This is a genomic window from Bacillus sp. 123MFChir2 (assembly GCF_000383235.1).
Taxonomy (GTDB): Bacteria; Bacillota; Bacilli; order Bacillales; family Bacillaceae_G; genus Bacillus_A.
Map to the genome: position 1 here is coordinate 1 of NZ_KB910948.1, position 19530 is coordinate 19530.

The following is a 19530-nucleotide window of genomic DNA, read 5'->3' on the forward strand; positions in this document are numbered from 1 at the left end:
GATCCACTAAATATTCTTTTACTTCCTCAAACGTCATTTCCAAGTATTTATAGACCGTAGGTCGTGAGATTTTTAGCTCTTCTGCAATTTGTGCAACTTTAAATTTCTTCTCATGTAATTGACGAATTTTCAAGTATAGCATTAACTTCTCCTCCAAATCCCCAACCTCCAATAAACAGATACTTTCAGTTTACTAGAAAATTGGTTTTAATGAGCTAAAGTGTAAAAGGTTTCTTAGCGAAAACTGTCAATTTTATTTTAGCGTTTACAACTTTGCCCTATAGATTTAATATAATAGCCCTTCTTATATAAATATGGATATACATTTGAATTCTCAGGATAATTCATGGCTATATGTATAAATACATTTAGTTGAAATAAAGGATTAATATTAGACATTAAAATTATCTCTCCCAACAAAAGGATGCATATTTCTATTTATTACATTTTCGTATTTTTCATTTCCAATCCATATCTCAATCGTAGGATCTAAGTACTTTTGAAAATTAGTTGCCAATCTATGTACGGTATTACCACAAGTTCCTTTTGGAATAAATACTGTAAATTCATCTAAACTCAGATCCATCATAACCTCTTGCCATAAATGTAAATCCACACCATATATATGTACTCTTTCTTCAGAAATCCATTGTGGTTCAGCTAAAATTTTGAACGGTTCTTTACCTTTTGGAAATGTACTCTCAATGAAATTTCTAAATACATTCCTCTTTAATCTTTTACCAAATTTAAAAACAATTGGACTACCTTGAAATGAAAAATTATATTGATTATTTGGGGACTTAATTAACTCATAATCTAACCAAACATTACTCTCAATGTCCTCAGTAATTTTCTGATACGTATTAACCGTCTCAAATATCTGATGCCTATGGTCCATAAAATTATTAGAACGATTGGTAACTTTCCCGTTGTAATAAAAATGATGTCCACCTTTTCCACCCTTACAAAGAGTCGGAAATCTCATCGAAGTAATAGAATTAAATTCTGGAAGAATTTTACGAATCAAATCAATATGTTCTGTTATTTCACCAATTTCTTTAGATAAAGATATCTTCGTAGGCTCCTCCATCACATAATCCTCTTTATATTCTAATTGCCCTTCATTCACATGTAGATTATAAATATTCTGATATTCAAAGTTCATCTTAATATATCTGTTTAAATGGTGCTGATTTTTCACTTGATGTAAGAATGAATTAAACATCTTTCCTGAAACCCATAAAGAATCTACCAAAGAAGAATTCTTAACTATATTATTGGCCACCTTATCTGAATAGTCAGCGTTATCTATAGAATATATAACAAAAAATCTATTATTAATTATTTCTAAAAATCCAAATGGACTCTTTTTATTCCCTAATACAAAGAACTTTTCATCTATTTGCTTATATAAAACTTTTTCACGATTCAATATTATATTGAGGTCTAAAGAATTCTCTAACCAACCATTGGAAGAAGTGACCAAATCCTCATTAAATGTTTCAAAAATATAAGATTTTAATAGTGGATTTTTTGTTTTGTATGTATCCAATTGCCCTTTAATATTATTTATATATTCATCTAAATAGTTGAATACCACATCACGAGAATATTTCATAGTCAACCTCCTTATATAGTAAAACCCCCCCTACTTACCTACAGTAGGGGGGGTTAAGGAAAATTTCCCTTTTGGCCATGCTGCGCTCAGTTGCGCGGGGGTGTTATAACCCAAAGTATCTACTTTTATTATAATTAGTCATGTTTGTTTTTGCAATAAACTTTATTTAATTTTTTGAAGTTGTTCCTGTTCTTGAAGTCTTTTATATAAATCCTCCAAATCTTTTTTTGCTTGCTCATAAAGCGCTCGTTGATTCTCTAAATCATTTTTTGTTTTCTCTAAGTCTGCACTTAAAGTACTATTTTGTTCTAGTTTTTCTTTCAAATTGGCCTTTAATTCTATATGCTCTGCATATACTTTTGGTAAATAATGTTTTAATAATACACTGTCTATTTCATCCAGCTTGTCTTTTCCCACATTACTATTAATATTATCTTTCTCATACACTTTACGAATTCTTCTCTTATCAATAACCCGTATTGAATCTAATAAAACTGCACACTCATGTTTAAAACCATGAGATTCACCTACATCAATATGTAACTCATCCTGATCTCCATGCTTTGGAGTGGATACCGGTGCAATTAACATCAAATTCTTGTTGTCATGCAGTATAACAGCAGGATGCTCAAATGTTAATTCTGAACCATAGTGACCAAATAACTCTACAGATACAATATTTCCACGAATATGATTCGCATATGTTTTAATGAATTTCTTATCTTCAATGTAATTTTCTAATCCTTTCATCCATTTCAAACCATAATCCTGTTTATATGTAATAATATTACTAAACAGTTCATCTAATAACTCTTTCACATCAATAACACATTGCGAATCTTCTTTCAATCTTGGAATTGTAAAAGCTGGGTCATCTTCTTTTTTTGTTTCAATATCCCTAAGTTTTTTAGAAGTACGCTTATGAAACTCTTCTATATCTTTTTTAGATTTTAATGCCATTGTATCCCCCTGCAACCCTTTTTATTTATAGAATACCATTTAATGTATAAATTTTTAATCTAATTATCATATCTCTACAAAATATTTATTCGTTATATAAAAATTATACATTTTTAATTCTTTTTTATTACTACTATTCAAAATATATTACCAAAGGTTTTACTTTAAGCATAATTTGGCCATATATAAAATAAAGCATAAACTGTCCAAATCGGACAATTTATGCTTTAACTTACAAATAAAAATAAAAAAACCACCAAATATGTATTGGTGGAGACGGTGGGAGTCGAACCCACGTCCAAAAGTATTGGCACTTAAGCTTCTACGAGTGTAGTCGATATATTGGCATTTCGCAAACTCTTCGGCCTATCGACAGGCTTCCGAATTGCTAGTCTGGTTGTTCTCTTCCTTTGTCCTCAGACGGTGAACGCCGGCGTAGCCCACTTAGAGTGAGTCCGCTACCCTACCACATGGGCAATGGAGGGGCGAACCGCTAAAAGCTGTTATTAAGCAGCTAAAGCGAAGTTGTTTTGTTGTTTGCCAGTTATTGGCTTTGACGTTTTAACGAGGCCGATCCCCTCGACTCGCAACCTAAGCTCAAACTACCCCTGTCGAATCCGTAACGTCCCCATATAAGAAATGGAGCATACGAAGTATATTCGTGATAGCTACTATTGAGCTGTTTTTCAATGTTCAACTGGCCTTACATTTGTTATTATAGCACACGATCGTCATTTTGCAATTGTAAATTTCTGTATTACATCTTTTGACGATCGCGGAATACACGTGCAATTTCACGTTTTGCTTCTTTTTCTTTTAAATCATGGCGCTTATCGTATTGCTTTTTACCTTTACCTAAACCAAGTGCCATTTTCGCAAATCCATTTTTCAAATAAATTTTAAGCGGTACAAGCGTATAGCCTGTTTCTCTCGTATATCCGATTAGCTTTAAAATTTCTTTTTTATGAAGAAGTAACTTTCTTGTACGAAGCGGCTCATGGTTAAAACGATTTCCTTGTTCATACGGACTAATGTGCATATTATGTACCCATACTTCACCATTTTGCACACGTGCAAAGGCATCTTTTAAGTTTACACGGCCAGCGCGAATCGCCTTAATTTCTGTTCCTTGAAGGACAAGACCTGCTTCATATGTTTCTTCAATAAAGTAATCATGATATGCTTTTTTATTTTGTGCAATGACCTTCCCTTGACCTTTTGGCATCTCTATCTTTGCCTCCCTTCATTTGTACTATTGTAGCAAAATATGAAGAAAGAAGCCATATATGGCTTCTTTCTTACTTACGTTTTTTCTTTTTCTTCTTAAAGCTCGGTGCATTTTCAAAGAATGGCTTGTTCTTTTTGCTTCCGCTTTGTTTTCCATTACGGTTTGATTCTTTTCCTTGTCCGCCGCGCTTGTTATCACGATCACCGCGTTTTTTTCTATTTCCTTTCGGCTGTTCAATGACAACAGGACGATCTTTTCGTTGTCGTTTCACACTGCCTTTCATGCCGACAATTTCAAAGTCAATTGCGCGTTCATCTTTGTTTACGTTGATTACGCGAATTGTAATTTCATCACCAATGCGGAAGACGTTCCCTGTTCGTTCACCAATCATCGCAAAATGCTTCTCATCATAACGATAATAATCATCTGTTAAATAGCTAACATGAACAAGACCTTCAATTGTATTTGGAAGTTCGACGAATAAACCGAAGTTTGTTACAGAGCTAATAATCCCGTCGTATTCTTCACCAACTTTATCAAGCATATATTCTGCTTTTTTCAATTCATCTGTTTCACGCTCTGCTTCAACAGCGCGGCGCTCCATATTAGAAGAATGCTCCGCAATATCTGGTAAATTTTCACGCCACTTTGCTTGTGTTTCATTGTCCACTTTTCCGTTAATTAAATACGTGCGAATTAATCTGTGCACAATTAAATCTGGATAACGACGAATTGGTGATGTGAAATGTGTATAAAACTCTGTCGATAAACCGAAGTGACCTAAACTATCCGCATCGTAGCGTGCTTGCTTCATAGAACGAAGCATAACTGTTGAAATAACAACCTCTTCTGGTTGACCTTGTACCATCTCTATAATTTGTTGCAGCGCACGCGGATGCACTTCATTTCCACGGCCTTTTACTGCATATCCAAAGTTTGTAATAAACTCAAAGAAACGCTCTAATTTATCCTCTTTCGGATCTTCGTGAACGCGGTACATAAACGGTACGTTCATCCAGTGGAAATGCTCTGCAACTGTTTCGTTTGCTACTAGCATAAATTCTTCAATAAGCTTTTCCGCAACAGAACGCTCACGCAATACAACGTCTGTTGGTTTGCCCTCTTCGTCCACTAACACTTTCGCTTCTTTAAAGTCAAAGTCAATGGCTCCGCGGCGCATACGCTTTTCACGTAAAATAGCAGCTAGTTTACCCATCTCTTGGAACATTGGGACTAACGGCTCATAACGCGTCATTAATTCTTCATCTTCATCATCCAAAATGCGCTTCACATCAGAATACGTCATACGCTCCGTTGTTTTAATCACACTTTGGAAAATTTCATGCTTCACTACTTCCCCTTGCTCATTAATTTCCATTTCACAAGATAAAGTTAAGCGGTCTACCTTTGGATTTAATGAACAAATGCCGTTAGATAAACGATGCGGAATCATCGGGATTACGCGGTCTACAAGATAAATACTCGTTCCGCGCTCAGCTGCTTCGCTGTCAATTGCGGAACCTTCTGTCACGTAATGACTTACATCCGCAATATGTACACCAAGCTTGTAATTGCCATTCTCAAGCTTCGTTACTGTAACCGCATCATCTAAGTCTTTCGCATCCGCACCATCGATTGTAACAATTGTTTGATCTCGTAAATCACGGCGCCCTTGTAAATCGTTCTCATCAATCATTTCCGGTACACTGTTCGCATGCTCCATTGCATCTGCTGGGAACGCAAGCGGTAAGTTATGCTTATGAATAACAGATAAAATATCAACGCCTGGGTCGTTTTTATGACCAAGAATTTGAATAACTTCTCCTTCGGCACTTAAACGATCTTGCGGATAGCTTGTAATTTTCACAACAACTTTATGACCTTCTACTGCACCCATAGAAGCATTTTTTGGAACGAAAATATCGCTTGTCCAGCGTTTGTTATCAGGAAGCACAAAGCCATAGTTTTTCGATTCTGTATATGTACCAACTAATTCTTTCGTTCCGCGCTCTATAATACGAACAATTGTCCCTTCCTTACGCGAACCGCTTGACTCTGAACTAATACGCGCTAGTACTGTATCACCGTGCAGTGCACCTTTTAATTCTGTTGGCGGTATGAAAATATCATCTGTTCCTTTTTCTTCCGGCACGACAAATGCAAAACCGCGGGCATGTCCAATCAGTTTTCCGCGCACTAAGTTCATTTTCTCTGGAAGACCGTAACGATTACTTCTTGTCCGCACAACAAGTCCTTTTTCCTCCATAATGACAAGCGCCTTCACAAACTCTTTAAAATCCGCCGCATCTTCAATACCGAACGCTTCCTCTAACTCTTGCACAGTAAGCGGTTTATATGCTTCTTCTTTCATAAACGATAACAACTTATCGATATTTTCTTTCATCATTTCCTCCAAGTACAAAAACCTCCTTCTAAATCCTCGTATTTTATATTGTATCCGAAAAGATAACCATATATAAATGATGTTGCCTTATATACATCCATTTTGATTTTTCACCTATAAATCACTGCTACGAAAGTAAAACAGGCACTAACCGCTTCTACACATGGCCAGTTCCTCTCGTCCTCACTAAATGAAAAGCGTTTATGGGTTCGGTTTTTAGCATATAACTTCCTGCCATGTAAACAAAAAGTAATCCTAACTCATTTCATCCATTTGTTTTAACCTCGCACGTGGCACAAATGGGCACTAACCGCCTCTACGCATCGCCAGTTCCTCTCGCAAACCCTTAAAAGAAAAGGGGTTTTCTATCGACTTTTCAACTTGTATGTATATACGTAAAAAAGAGGCAACTAGATCCTACCAGTCTAGTTGCTCCAAGAAGTTATATACATCTTCATGCAGCTCATCACGCTGCTTATCAAGCGTAATTACATGTGTAGAATCTTCGTACCACTTAATTTCTTTCACATTTGATTCTACTCCATTATAAATAATATTTGCGCTATTTGTATTAATCATTTCGTCATGGCGTGCTTGCACAACAAATGTTGGTGCATAAATCATGTCAATGTTATTGCGCACATCGCGAATTAAATCTTGCAGTGCTCTTAACGTGTCCATCGGTGTTTGTTTAAACGCAAACATCTCTTCTTCAATCTTCTCTGGTGATTTACGCTCACGCTTTTTATATTCGCGCGCGTACGCTAATATACCTTGGTACATTGTTTCTTCGCTTTTAATGTACATTGGGGCACACATTGGTACCACTCCGATAATCGGCATTGTATAAGCAAGTTTTAATGAAAAGACACCGCCAAGCGATAAGCCAACAGCTGCAATCTTTTCATATCCTTTATCTTTTAAATGTTGATATGCTTCCATTACATCTTTCCACCAGTCTTCTGGACCCGTGTGCACAAGCTGTTCTGGTGGTACACCATGACCTTTATAAATCGGAGCATGACATGTGTAGCCTTTTGTCTCTAAATAACGTCCAAGCATACGAACATCAGCAGAATTTCCTGTAAAACCATGTAATAGTAAAACTGCACGTTCTCCCGCTTCAAATGTAAATGGTTTTGGGGATGCTAGTTTCATTCCTCTTTCTCCTTCTCTCTCTATAATGTAATCCTCATATATATGTCCATTTTAATTTTCCGACACATAAGTTGCTGCCGTGCACAATACACACGGCCAGTTCCTCTTGACAAACCTTAAATGAAAAGGCACTTTTTTGCCGATTTTCCAACACACAAATCACCGCTATCCAAAACAAAACAAGACCTGCTCTCGCCCGCTCCCTTTGTTTCAAACATCGCACGTGGCAGAAAAAGGCACTGACCACTTCTACGCATCGCCAGTTCCTCTCGACAAACCTAAAAAAAGGCTTTTATATCATTTTAAAAATTTGTAGTCTATCCATAGTTTAACATAGTTTCTTTTCCATAATCTAATTAGAAATTTTCTCCGAATAAAATAAAAAAAAGATCCCCCAAAAAGGTGAATCTTTTTCATTTAGACTTGTAAATACGTAACAGCAAATGTTAACACGAAGAATAGTACAGCAAGAACAACTGTAATGCGGTTTAATACAGCTTCTACTCCGCGTGCTTTTTGCTTGCCGAATAATTGCTCAGCGCCGCCAGAAATTGCACCGGATAAACCAGCACTCTTACTAGATTGCATTAATACAAGTACAATTAATAACAGCGATACAATAATAAGTAAAACTGATAAAAACGTATGCACTTTACATGCCTCCTAAAGTTTCAGTTACTTTAAATGTAACATAAAAGGATGGGAAAAGCGAGAGCGTCTCATACGCTCTTACCAGCCCGATACTTCACTAGGTTAAATAAAAATCGCCGCAAATAATGGGCCAAGCAAACATGTTAAAATTGCTGTTAATGTCATCGTTACCGAACCAATTACACCTTCGTGCTCATTATTTTTCATCGCACGCATAACGCCCATAATATGAGAGGCACAGCCAAAGCCAATTCCTCTTCCAACAGAATTTGTCACTCTGCTCCACTTTAATAAAAGAGGACCAGAAATTGTTCCAGATATCCCGGCAACTACTACGAAAGCAGCCGTTAACGATGGTACACCGCCAACTTCTTCTGACACACTCATAGCTACTGGCATCGTTACAGACTTCGGTAAGGAAGATAAAATTAAACTTTTATCTGTTCCCATAACAGTTGCAATCATTAGATCACTTGCAATGGCAACAATTGTTCCTACCAGTACACCACCAGCAATTGGGACAACGTACTTCTTCAAAACGCCGCGTTGTTTATAAAGAGGAATCGCAAACGCTACTACACCAGGCCCAAGCAATTTCGAAATCCAGCCTCCGCCGCTTTGCATGTATTGTTGATATGGTATATCACATACAATTAACAAGATAATCATTAAAGCTGTTGCGACAAGCATGGGAATCGTAAACGGCGTTGGAAACCACTTATAAATCTTCTTTGCTAGTTGATACAATAACATCGTTAACATAACCCAACCAATTCCAATTACTATGCTCATTGTGTCTCTTTTTCCTTTCTATTCGCCAAATATTGTCCTGTATGCCCTGCTACAATGATAATTAAAAACGTACTCGCGACAACAGTAATGAACAATGAAATACCTTTATTCATAAAAAAAGAACCATAATTCATTAAACCAATGGTTGGAGGGATTAGTAAAAATGGCATAAGAGCAACCAATGTTTCTGCTCCTAATTCAAACCATTTCACAGGAAGGACTTTCAAACCAAGCAATATCAGTAACAAAAACATCCCTACTAAACTCCCTGGAATCGGAAGATGAAGCGCTCCTTCTATCCACGTTCCAATCATATACAATACGTAAAGTATTGCTACTTGGACAATAATTTTTGTAAAATTCATCTGTCTATCATCCTTCATTATGCAATTCTTGACATTTTCTACATTTATCATAGTACAAATTGTAAAAACCTGCAATTTATCTGATTGACAAATAAAACACGATGTGGTATGCGCTTTCATTCCTATTTTTACTGTATTTGTAAACGTTATTAGCAATCTGTATTTTTCATTTGTATATAAAGTTTATATTTTCAAAATTTTCGAGTGACACAAAAAAACAATTGCTTCACTTCGCAATTGTTTTTTCGCAAGAAATTCTATTAGTTTCCTTTTGGTAATTGAATTGGATCGAATTTTTCATTATAAGAAATTTTTGTATCTCCTACAATCTGAAGGGCGTCTTTATTCGCTTTCATCTCGGCATTTGTCTTAATAGATTCAATTTTAAATTCTTTTGTAATGATATACTCCACATGCAGTGAATCAACAGTTGCCTGTTGTCTTTCAAATGTTTTTTTCGCATTCGCATTAACACTGAATAAATAGTCTTTTGCTTCTTGTCCATTTAACTGAAATGAAAGTTTATATTTATCTCCATCTTTCTCAACTTTCATTTTATCTGTCAGTTGTAACGTTTTCTCGAGTTCTTCTATCGTATTTTTAGATGTTTTGAAATCATTCGCGTTCACTTGATTTAATTGATCTGCTGGAACTGGGACAAACTTTCCTGAATTCGGATCTTTTACTTCCGCAGCAATCTTTCCACCTACGTCAAAGATAATAACATTTGTATCATTCATATTCATTTCAGTTCGGGAGTTTCCTTTATTCGGCTCAAACTGCGCTTTTATTTTCGTGTCTACCGACATATTTAAAGCCTTCGTATTCAAATCACATGTCATCGTAACATGTTCTTCTTTTTTAAAATTATCAGTAGCCTTCGTAAAAATATCTTTTGCTGTTAGTTCTTTCTCTTTCTCTTTCTCTTTCACTTTTTCTTTTTGTACCGCTACTGTTTTAGGCTCATCAGTCTTTGTAGTTTTTTCACTGCTGCATCCTGCTCCTATAAGAAGTACAAAACTAGAAACCGTAATTATTTTTTTCATAAAATATTCCTCCATAACCAATTTTACTCTTAGTTATATCGGAAATCGAAATCGTTGCCAAGTACTTTTTTATTTTTCAGCGGTTTTTCTGTATACAAAAAACCTCCTATCAATGTGGATATCCACATTGATAGGAGGTGAAAAGCAACACTATTCTACCTTACAGAAATTACTTCTTTAAGTTGTAGAAAGATTTTAAACCATCGTAAACAGCGATTTCGCCTAGTTCGTCTTCGATGCGTAATAATTGGTTGTATTTCGCAATACGGTCAGTACGGCTCATAGAACCAGTTTTGATTTGGCCAGCGTTAGTTGCAACTGCGATGTCAGCGATTGTAGCATCTTCAGTTTCACCAGAACGGTGAGATACAACTGCTGTGTAACCAGCACGTTTAGCCATTTCGATTGCTTCGAAAGTTTCAGTTAAAGTACCGATTTGGTTAACTTTAATTAAGATTGAGTTAGAGATACCTTTTTCGATACCTTCAGCAAGTTTTTGTGTGTTCGTTACGAATAAGTCGTCACCAACTAATTGAACTTTTTTGCCAAGACGGTCAGTTAATAACTTGTGGCCATCCCAGTCGTTTTCGTCTAAACCATCTTCAATAGAGATGATTGGGAAGTTGTTGCAAAGATCTTCATAGAAATCAACCATTTCTGCAGAAGTCATGCTACGACCTTCACCTGTAAGATCATATTTACCAGTTTCTTTGTTGTAGAACTCAGAAGAAGCAACGTCCATTCCTAAGAATACGTTCTCGCCAGCTTTGTAACCAGCTTTTTCGATTGCTTCGATGATTACTTCTAATGCCTCGCGGTTAGAACCAAGGTTTGGAGCGAATCCACCTTCGTCACCTACTGCTGTGTTAAGACCTTTGTCATGTAATACAGCTTTTAATGCATGGAATACTTCAGCACCCATACGGATTGCTTCTTTGAATGACGGTGCACCAACTGGTAAGATCATGAACTCTTGGAAGTCTACGTTGTTGTCAGCGTGAGAACCACCGTTGATGATGTTCATCATTGGAGTTGGTAATTGTTTTGCATTGAATCCACCAAGGTAACGGTATAATGGAAGACCTACATAGTCAGCTGCTGCGTGAGCTACTGCCATAGATACACCAAGGATAGCGTTAGCGCCTAGTTTACCTTTGTTTGGAGTGCCGTCTAATTCGATCATAGCACGGTCGATTCCAGCTTGGTCAGTTACGTCGAAACCAACGATTTCTGGAGCGATAATTTCATTTACATTATTTACTGCGTTAAGAACACCTTTACCAAGGTAACGAGATTTGTCACCGTCACGTAATTCTACTGCTTCGTATTCACCCGTAGATGCACCACTTGGTACTAATGCGCGTCCGAATGAACCGCTTTCTGTGTATACTTCTACTTCTACAGTTGGGTTACCACGAGAGTCTAAAACTTCACGAGCATAAACATCTAAAATTGCTGGCATATTATTTCTCTCCTTTTATATGAGTAATTATTTAATAATTGTTTTACCTGTCATTTCTTTTGGCTGTTCAACGCCAAGAAGTGTAAGCATTGTTGGTGCGATATCTCCCAAAATACCGCCTTCGCGAAGCTCAATACCTTCTTTTGTCACGATGAAAGGAACCGGGTTCGTTGTATGAGCAGTCATCGGTGTGCCTTCTGGAGTTAACTCCTCATCAGCATTACCATGGTCAGCAGTAATAAGTGCTACACCATCTTTTGCAAGAATCGCTTCTACAACTTTTCCTAAACATTCATCAGTTGCTTCTACTGCTTTAATTGTTGGTTCCATCATCCCAGAATGGCCAACCATGTCACAGTTTGCAAAGTTAAGAATGATTACATCATGCTTATCATTTTCAATTTCATTTACTAAAGCGTCCGTAACTTCGTAAATGCTCATTTCAGGTTTCAAGTCATAAGTTGCAACCTTAGGTGAGTTAATTAAAATACGCTCTTCTCCTGGGAATTCAGCCTCACGACCACCGCTAAAGAAGAATGTAACGTGCGGATACTTTTCAGTTTCTGCAATGCGAAGTTGTTTTAATCCCGCTTGTGAAACAACTTCACCTAACGTATTATCCAAGTTCATTGGCTTGAACGCTACGTAACCTTTTACCGTTTCACTAAAGTGTGTCATACAAACGAATTCTGGAATACGAGGTACTTTTTCACCACGATCGAACTCACGGAAATCTTCATTTGTAAATACACGAGCAATTTGAATTGCACGGTCTGGACGGAAATTGTAGAAGATGATTGCATCATCATCATTGATTGTTGCAATTGGCGTTTCATCTTCATTTACCATTACAGACGGCAATACGAATTCATCATAGATACCATTTGCATAAGAGTCATCCACACACTCATATGCTGTTTTGTAAGTAGGGCCTTCGCCATTCACCATGGCACGGTAACATTTTTCAACGCGATCCCAACGCTTGTCACGGTCCATGGAGTAGTAACGACCGGAGATTGTCGCGAACTGTCCTACTCCTGTTTCTTTGATTACTTCATTTGTTGCATCGATATAACCTTTTGCTGTTTGCGGACCAACATCGCGGCCATCTAAGAACGCATGGATATATACCTTTTCCACGCCTTCTTTTGCAGCTAAGCGAAGAAGAGCAAACATATGGTCAATGTGACTATGCACACCGCCATCAGAAAGTAAACCGAACAAATGAAGAGCTGTACCCTTTTCCTTTACGTGTTTCATTGCACTTTGGAACGTTTCGTTCTGATCGAATTCACCTTCACGAATTGCAACGTTCACACGTGTTAAGCTTTGATATACAGTGCGGCCGGCACCAATATTTAAGTGACCTACCTCAGAGTTACCCATTTGACCTTCTGGAAGACCTACTGCCTCACCGCACGCTGTTAGTGTTGTGTGAGGGAATTTGCTCCAGTAACCATCGAAATTAGGCTTCTTAGCTTGTGCTACAGCATTCCCGTATGTTTCTTCACGTAAACCGAAACCGTCAAGAATGATTAAAGCTGTTGGCTTTCTCATTTTACCGCCTCCAAAAGACCTAAGAAGGAAGCAGGCTCTAAGCTTGCGCCGCCAACTAAAGCACCATCGATATCAGATTGTGCCATGTATTCTTTAATGTTTTCAGGTTTTACGCTACCGCCGTATTGAATACGAACTGCTTCTGCCGCTGCCGGTGAGACCGCTTCAGCAACAACTTTACGGATGTGTGCACATACTTCGTTTGCATCTTGTGCAGAAGAAGATTTACCTGTACCGATTGCCCAAATTGGCTCATAAGCGATAACAGTTACTTTTACTTGCTCTTCTGTTAAGCCTGCAAGTGCTTTTGTCACTTGACCTGCTACAAGATCAAATGTTTTTCCGCTTTCGCGCTCTTCTAACGTTTCACCACAGCAAACGATTGGTGTTAAACCATGTTCAAATGCTGCAAGAGTCTTTTTGTTTACAGTTTCGTCTGTTTCAGCAAACATTTCACGACGCTCAGAGTGGCCAAGTACTACGTAGCTCACTTTTAAGTCGCTAAGTGCCACTGGGCTAATTTCGCCAGTAAATGCACCATTTTTTTCGAAGTGCATGTTTTGTGCACCTACTTGTAAATCAGTTCCTTCTGAAGCTGCTACAAGACGCTCTAAGAAAAGAGCTGGCGAGCAAACAACTGCATCAACAGCCGCCGCTGCCGGGATTTGACCTTTTACTTCCTCTACGAAGCTAACTGCTTCAGATAGAGTTTTATTCATTTTCCAGTTACCTGCGATAATTGGTTTACGCATGCTTTGCACCGTCCTTTTTCTTGGCTGCTAATTATTTGTCGTTAAGACAAACTACACCAGGAAGTTCTTTACCTTCCATAAATTCTAATGATGCACCGCCGCCAGTAGAAATGTGGCTCATTTTATCAGCCATACCAAATAGTTCAACAGCTGCTGCAGAGTCACCACCGCCGATAACAGAGTATGTACCTTCTGCATCTGCTAATGCTTGTCCTACCGCTTTCGTACCTTCTGCATATGGAGCCATTTCAAATACGCCCATTGGTCCGTTCCATACAACAAGCTTAGAGCTTTTAATTACATCTGCATAAATTGCACTTGTTTTCGGTCCGATATCTAAACTTTGCCAATCAGCAGGAATAGAATCGATATCTACAACTTGTCGGTTTGCAGTTTCAGAAAACTCATCTGCAATCACGCAATCAACTGGCATGTAGAAGTTTACACCTTTTTCTTTTGCAAGTTGGATAAACTCTTTTGCTAGTTCAATTTTGTCATCTTCACATAGAGATTTTCCAATTTCATGACCTAATGCTTTTACAAATGTATAAGCAAGTCCGCCGCCAATGATTAAGTTATCAACTTTATCAAGTAGATGACGTATTACACCGATTTTATCTTTTACTTTCGCACCACCGATGATTGCTGTAAATGGACGATCTGGATTAGAAAGTGCTTTACCTAATACATCTAATTCTTTTTCCATTAAGAAACCTGATACTGCTGGTAAGTAATCTGCAATACCTGCAGTAGAAGCGTGAGCACGATGAGCTGCACCGAATGCATCATTTACAAAGATATCAGCAAGAGCTGCAAATTCTTTTGCAAGGTCAGCATCGTTCTTTTCTTCGCCCGCATAGAAACGCACGTTTTCAAGAACTAATACGTCGCCTTCGTTCATTGCTGCAACCATTTCTTGTACAGCAGGCCCAAATGCTTCGTCCGCTTTTTTCACGTCTTTACCAAGAAGCTCACCTAAACGTACTGCTACTGGAGTTAGACGCATTTCTTCTACCACTTGTCCTTTTGGACGACCTAAATGGCTTGCTAAAATCACTTTCGCACCTTGCTCTACTAAATATTGAATTGTAGGAAGAGCTGCACGAATACGAGTCTCGTCTGTAACTTTGCCTTCTTTCATTGGTACGTTGAAATCAACGCGGCAAAATACTCGTTTACCCTTTAAATCTACGTCACGAATTGATTTTTTGTTCATTGGATTTCCCTCCGACTAGTTAGGATTGACAAAACCCATTCAAAAGCTTATCACATTTGCTTATAAAACGAAAGGAGAGAGAGGGAACAAACCCTCTCCCTCGTTTTGTCATTTATTACGTATAAACTTATGAATTAAAGACCTTTAGACGCGATATAGTCTACTAAGTCAACTACGCGGTTAGAGTAACCAGTTTCGTTGTCGTACCAAGAAAGAACTTTAAGCATGTTGCCTTCCATAGTCATTGTAGATAATGCATCGATTGTAGAAGAGCTTGTGCATCCGTTATAGTCGATAGATACTAATGGCTCTTCGCTGTATCCAAGGATACCTTTTAATTCGCCTTCAGCTGCTGCTTTGAATGCTGCGTTTACTTCTTCAACTGTTACTTCTTTCTCAAGTTCAACAACTAAGTCAACAAGAGATACGTTAGCAGTTGGAACACGAACTGCACCGCCGTTTAATTTACCTTTAAGTTCTGGTAATACTAATGCTACTGCTTTCGCTGCACCAGTTGTAGTTGGGATCATGCTCATTGCTGCTGCACGTGCACGACGTAAATCTTTATGTGGTAAGTCTAAAATTTGTTGATCGTTAGTGTAAGAGTGAATAGTTGTCATCATACCACGTTTTACACCGAATTTTTCGTTTAATACTTTAGCAAATGGAGCTAAGCAGTTTGTAGTACAAGAAGCGTTAGAGATTACGTTATGATTAGCTGCATCATATTGCTCGTGGTTAACACCCATAACGATTGTGATATCTTCGTCAGAAGCTGGTGCAGAGATGATAACTTTTTTAACTGATCCACCTAAGTGTTTCTCAGCGTCTGCTTTTTTAGTGAAACGGCCAGTAGATTCTACTACTACTTCTACGCCGTAGTCGCTCCATGGTAATTGAGCTGGATCGCGCTCAGCGATAACTTTGATTTCTTTACCGTTAACGATAATGCTGTCGCCGTTAGCAGATACTTCTGCATTTACTGTTCCGTGAACAGAGTCATATTTTAAAAGGTGAGCTAAAGTTTTAGCGTCTGTTAAGTCGTTGATTGCTACTACTTCCACGTTAGGGTTGTTAAGAGCTGCGCGGAATACCACACGTCCGATACGGCCGAATCCATTAATACCAATTTTAGTCATTTTAATTTCCTCCTTGGGGGATGTATGTTAAGGGTTATTTACCCCTTACTAACTCTTTTGCTGCACCTTCGTCTGTAATCAGTAACGAAGTGTGTCCTTGTTTAATTACTGCTTGAATCGCTTTTGCTTTTGATGAACCTCCAGCAACTGATACGACATGAGATACATGTCCTAAATCTTCAAGCTGCATGCCAACCGTCTTTACTTTATGAACAACTTCACCTTGTTCGTTGAAGTAGTATCCAAAAGCTTCGCCGACTGCTTTGTTCTCTTTAATTTTCATCCAATCTGCTTCTAAAGTACTTCTTCTACGCGCCATTGTTAAGGCATCACCGATTCCGTGAATGACAATGTTGGAAGATCGAATCAACTCAAGAATTTCTTTCACAGAAGGCTCTGTCACAATGGATGCGTATGCTTCGCTGCTTACGTGGTCAGGAACATACAATAAGCGATAATTACTCATCGTATTTTGTGCCATTTTCGCACAAATTGTGTTTGCTTCTAGCTCAACACTCTCTCCTATTCCACCGCGCGCTGGGACAAATAGCATATGTAGATCTTTGCAGTCCATTTGCATCATATCAGCTACGGCAGCTATCGTGGTTCCTCCAGTCACAGCAACGATATTATTCGCTGTTAGACGATCTTTTATACAAGAGGCACAAGCGCGGCCCATCTCCAGCTTGACCCAAGGTGATTCATCACTATCACCAGGGACAACGAAAACTTCATCCAAGTCTAATCTTTCCTTAAGCTGCTTTTCCAAAACCTTCAAACCAGAAATTTCTTTCATAAAGTCTTCCAAAGCAAGAACAACAGCTGTTCCTTCTTCTGTTAATGTCATTCCAGAAGAGGCGACGTGAATCAAGTTCTCATCTTTCAAAACCTGCACTTCACTTCGTAATACTCGTTCTGTCATACCAAGACTTGCAGATAAATTTCTCCTACCAATAGGTTGTGTTAACCGGATGTACTGAAGAATTTGCATTCTCTTTTGCATAACAGGTAGCAGATCAGGTAATAATTTTTTTGTGTACTGAATCCATGAGCGCATCGTATTATATCTCCTCACTACATTGGTTCATTCTCTATATGGTCATTATATGTCCCGTAGTGACATATTGTGTCCCGCATGGAGTAAAAAAATAATCCCTGCTACATTTATTATTGTAACAGGAGATCTAAAGTTATTCAACTCTTATCGCACGAATTATGCTGTTTATTATGACATCTTTGTGAATAACCCCATATTCTACCTCTTCTCCTTCAACTTCAACGACTGGGATCATAAGATGATACCTCTCTAACAGCTTTTCATCCTCATAAATATTTATTTCCCTCAAATCAAATACGTATTCATCTTGGAGCTCTTGCAGAAGTTTTTTTGCTTTTTGACAAAGACCACATTCTTCTTTTGTATATAGAATAACCTCCATATTCATCACCTATACAATCGTTTTTCGCAGCGAAGAAGCTGGGATATTTAACTGCTCGCGATATTTCGCTACCGTTCTGCGCGAAACAACAATTTCGTGTTCTTCTTCTAACATTTTTGAAATCTTTTGATCTGAAAGTGGTTTTTTCTTATTTTCTTTCTCTACAAACTCCCCGATGAGCTGCTTCACTCTCTTCGTTGAAATTGCCTCGGCTTCTGTTGTTGCTACTGCATTGCTAAAGAAAGCCTTCATTTCAAATAAACCATACGGCGTTTGCACATATTTATTGCGCGTTGCTCGGCTAATCGTTGACTCATGGACGCTTAATATTTCAGCCACCTCTTTTAACGCAAGCGGCCTTAAATATTGCGGACCATTCATAAAAAAATCGCGCTGCTTTTCAATAATTACTTCCATTACATTTAAAAGCGTTTGCTTTCTTTGTTTTAAACTACGCATAATCCATTGCACATGCTGATATTTTTCCGAAACATAAGAAGCGACGTCACTCTCACTATTATGAAGGAGCTCACTATATTCTGAATGAATTTCAATTCTCGGCATATTACGTTCATTCATCTGAATCACCAAGCGATTCCCTTCTTTTTTCACTGCCATATCTGGAACGATGTACATCGGCTTCTCCGAAGAAAACGCCAAACCTGGTTTTGGCTGCAGCGATGTAATCACATGAACAGCGTATTGTAATTCTTCCGTACTACACTTCAATACATTTGCTAATTTGCGCCAATCTTTCTTTACGAAATATGCAAAATATTCATATACAATCATTTCCGCTAAAGTGTTTCTTTTTTGTAAGCGCTTTAATTGGATGGATAGGCATTCTTGAATATTTCTCGCTCCTACCCCTGCTGGCTCTAATGATTGAACAAGCTCCATACAGCTATTTACTTTCTCTATACATACCGCTAATAGCGCCGCTAATTCCTCATTTGTTTCTTGTAAGTACCCATTCTCATCCACATTTAAAATAATAAATGAGGCAATTTTTCTTTGCTCTTCATCTATTTTATAATACTGTAATTGGTTTACTAAATGCTGTTGAATCGTTGTAGAATCGACACTGTAGATTTCCATTTGATTCTCAGTTTGTTTACTCGTTGTTTTACTCTTTTTCTTTTCCCTGTCAAAGCCATTTAGCTCAATAAGGGGATTTTCCAGCGATTGCTCATACAAAAACTCCGTTAATTCCTGCACATTGTACTGGAGCATTGTAATCGCTTGTCTTAACTCTTGCGTCATTGCCAAACGTAAACTTTGTTCTTGTAAAAGACCTGCTTTCACCCTAATCTCCCCCTCACTTCTATTGTACAATAAGTTTATAAAAAGGAGAATCCTGCACAGATACCCATTCCAAAATATTGTTAACTTATATGTATTAATGAAATTTGCATCTTACAACCGAAAAATGAATAATATTGAAAGAAAATAACACCAACTTCTTAAAAATATATACTAAATACTAATATCAACTACTAATTTTAGATATAATAACATAAATTTCACTTACATACTATCACTACAAAATAAAAAGCCCTAACCTACAAATGTAAGTTAGGACTTTTCGACGCGCCCAGAGGGATTCGAACCCCCGGCAGACGTGGTACCGGAAACCACCGCTCTATCCGACTGAGCTATGGGCGCATGATCATTCTACTGCAAAAGGATTTCTTTTTATCCTATCGCGCACTGTTTATTATACGATATCTTCGTTTTGGAAGC

Annotated in this window: 18 protein-coding genes, 1 tRNA gene and 1 other RNA gene; all 20 read right to left on the reverse strand. The window is 37.9% G+C overall.

The window, feature by feature from the left end; translation table 11 throughout:
• On the reverse strand, positions 1–142 hold a 142-nt coding region (locus tag H280_RS25120), incomplete at its 3' end, for a helix-turn-helix domain-containing protein (RefSeq protein ID WP_155895010.1).
• Between the two features lie 249 nt (positions 143–391).
• Positions 392–1618 (reverse strand): hypothetical protein, encoded by a 1227-nt coding sequence (locus tag H280_RS0113615; RefSeq protein ID WP_020061686.1) that lies wholly within the window; start codon positions 1616–1618, stop codon positions 392–394.
• 162 nt (positions 1619–1780) lie between these two features.
• A complete protein-coding gene (locus H280_RS23615; RefSeq protein WP_020061687.1) occupies positions 1781–2578 on the reverse strand; it encodes a type II toxin-antitoxin system PemK/MazF family toxin in 798 nt (265 codons plus the stop codon).
• A gap of 268 nt (positions 2579–2846) precedes the next feature.
• Positions 2847–3208: a transfer-messenger RNA gene (ssrA, locus tag H280_RS25125) on the reverse strand.
• Between the two features lie 127 nt (positions 3209–3335).
• Entirely contained in the window at positions 3336–3803 is a 468-nt protein-coding gene (smpB, locus tag H280_RS0113625; RefSeq protein ID WP_020061688.1) for an SsrA-binding protein SmpB, read from the reverse strand.
• A gap of 73 nt (positions 3804–3876) precedes the next feature.
• Positions 3877–6213 carry a ribonuclease R gene (rnr, locus tag H280_RS0113630; protein WP_442852825.1) on the reverse strand — a complete coding sequence of 779 codons (2337 nt, stop codon included), beginning with the start codon at positions 6211–6213 and terminating at the stop codon, positions 3877–3879.
• 414 nt (positions 6214–6627) lie between these two features.
• A complete protein-coding gene (locus H280_RS0113640; protein ID WP_020061691.1) occupies positions 6628–7368 on the reverse strand; it encodes an alpha/beta hydrolase in 741 nt (246 codons plus the stop codon).
• A 417-nt stretch (positions 7369–7785) separates the two neighbouring features.
• On the reverse strand, positions 7786–8019 hold the full coding sequence (secG, locus tag H280_RS0113645) for a preprotein translocase subunit SecG (protein ID WP_020061692.1): 234 nt from the start codon (positions 8017–8019) through the stop codon (positions 7786–7788).
• Between the two features lie 102 nt (positions 8020–8121).
• Positions 8122–8811: an LrgB family protein gene (locus tag H280_RS0113650; RefSeq protein ID WP_020061693.1), complete on the reverse strand. Its 690-nt coding sequence runs from the start codon at positions 8809–8811 to the stop codon at positions 8122–8124.
• A complete protein-coding gene (locus H280_RS0113655; RefSeq protein WP_020061694.1) occupies positions 8808–9176 on the reverse strand; it encodes a CidA/LrgA family holin-like protein in 369 nt (122 codons plus the stop codon). Before H280_RS0113655 ends, H280_RS0113650 begins: the two co-directional genes overlap by 4 nt.
• Positions 9177–9436: 260 nt before the next feature.
• Positions 9437–10222, reverse strand: coding sequence for a DUF6612 family protein (locus H280_RS0113660; RefSeq protein ID WP_020061695.1), 786 nt, complete (start codon positions 10220–10222; stop codon positions 9437–9439).
• Positions 10223–10391: 169 nt separating this feature from the next.
• Positions 10392–11684, reverse strand: a complete 1293-nt coding sequence (eno, locus tag H280_RS0113665) for a phosphopyruvate hydratase (RefSeq protein WP_020061696.1) — start codon at positions 11682–11684, stop codon at positions 10392–10394.
• A 27-nt stretch (positions 11685–11711) separates the two neighbouring features.
• Complete coding sequence (gene gpmI, locus H280_RS0113670; RefSeq protein ID WP_020061697.1) at positions 11712–13241, reverse strand: 2,3-bisphosphoglycerate-independent phosphoglycerate mutase; 1530 nt, start codon at positions 13239–13241, stop codon at positions 11712–11714.
• Complete coding sequence (gene tpiA, locus H280_RS0113675) at positions 13238–13993, reverse strand: triose-phosphate isomerase (protein WP_020061698.1); 756 nt, start codon at positions 13991–13993, stop codon at positions 13238–13240. The genes gpmI and tpiA overlap by 4 nt, the downstream gene beginning before the upstream one ends.
• A gap of 31 nt (positions 13994–14024) precedes the next feature.
• Positions 14025–15209, reverse strand: coding sequence for a phosphoglycerate kinase (locus H280_RS0113680; RefSeq protein WP_020061699.1), 1185 nt, complete (start codon positions 15207–15209; stop codon positions 14025–14027).
• A gap of 134 nt (positions 15210–15343) precedes the next feature.
• Positions 15344–16348 carry a type I glyceraldehyde-3-phosphate dehydrogenase gene (gap, locus tag H280_RS0113685; protein WP_020061700.1) on the reverse strand — a complete coding sequence of 335 codons (1005 nt, stop codon included), beginning with the start codon at positions 16346–16348 and terminating at the stop codon, positions 15344–15346.
• Between the two features lie 34 nt (positions 16349–16382).
• A complete protein-coding gene (locus H280_RS0113690; protein ID WP_020061701.1) occupies positions 16383–17405 on the reverse strand; it encodes a sugar-binding transcriptional regulator in 1023 nt (340 codons plus the stop codon).
• A 133-nt stretch (positions 17406–17538) separates the two neighbouring features.
• Complete coding sequence (locus H280_RS0113695) at positions 17539–17787, reverse strand: glutaredoxin family protein (RefSeq protein ID WP_020061702.1); 249 nt, start codon at positions 17785–17787, stop codon at positions 17539–17541.
• Positions 17788–17796: 9 nt separating this feature from the next.
• Positions 17797–19092 (reverse strand): RNA polymerase factor sigma-54, encoded by a 1296-nt coding sequence (rpoN, locus tag H280_RS0113700; protein ID WP_020061703.1) that lies wholly within the window; start codon positions 19090–19092, stop codon positions 17797–17799.
• A gap of 284 nt (positions 19093–19376) precedes the next feature.
• Positions 19377–19452, reverse strand: a tRNA-Arg gene (locus H280_RS0113705).
• Positions 19453–19530 lie beyond the last annotated feature (78 nt).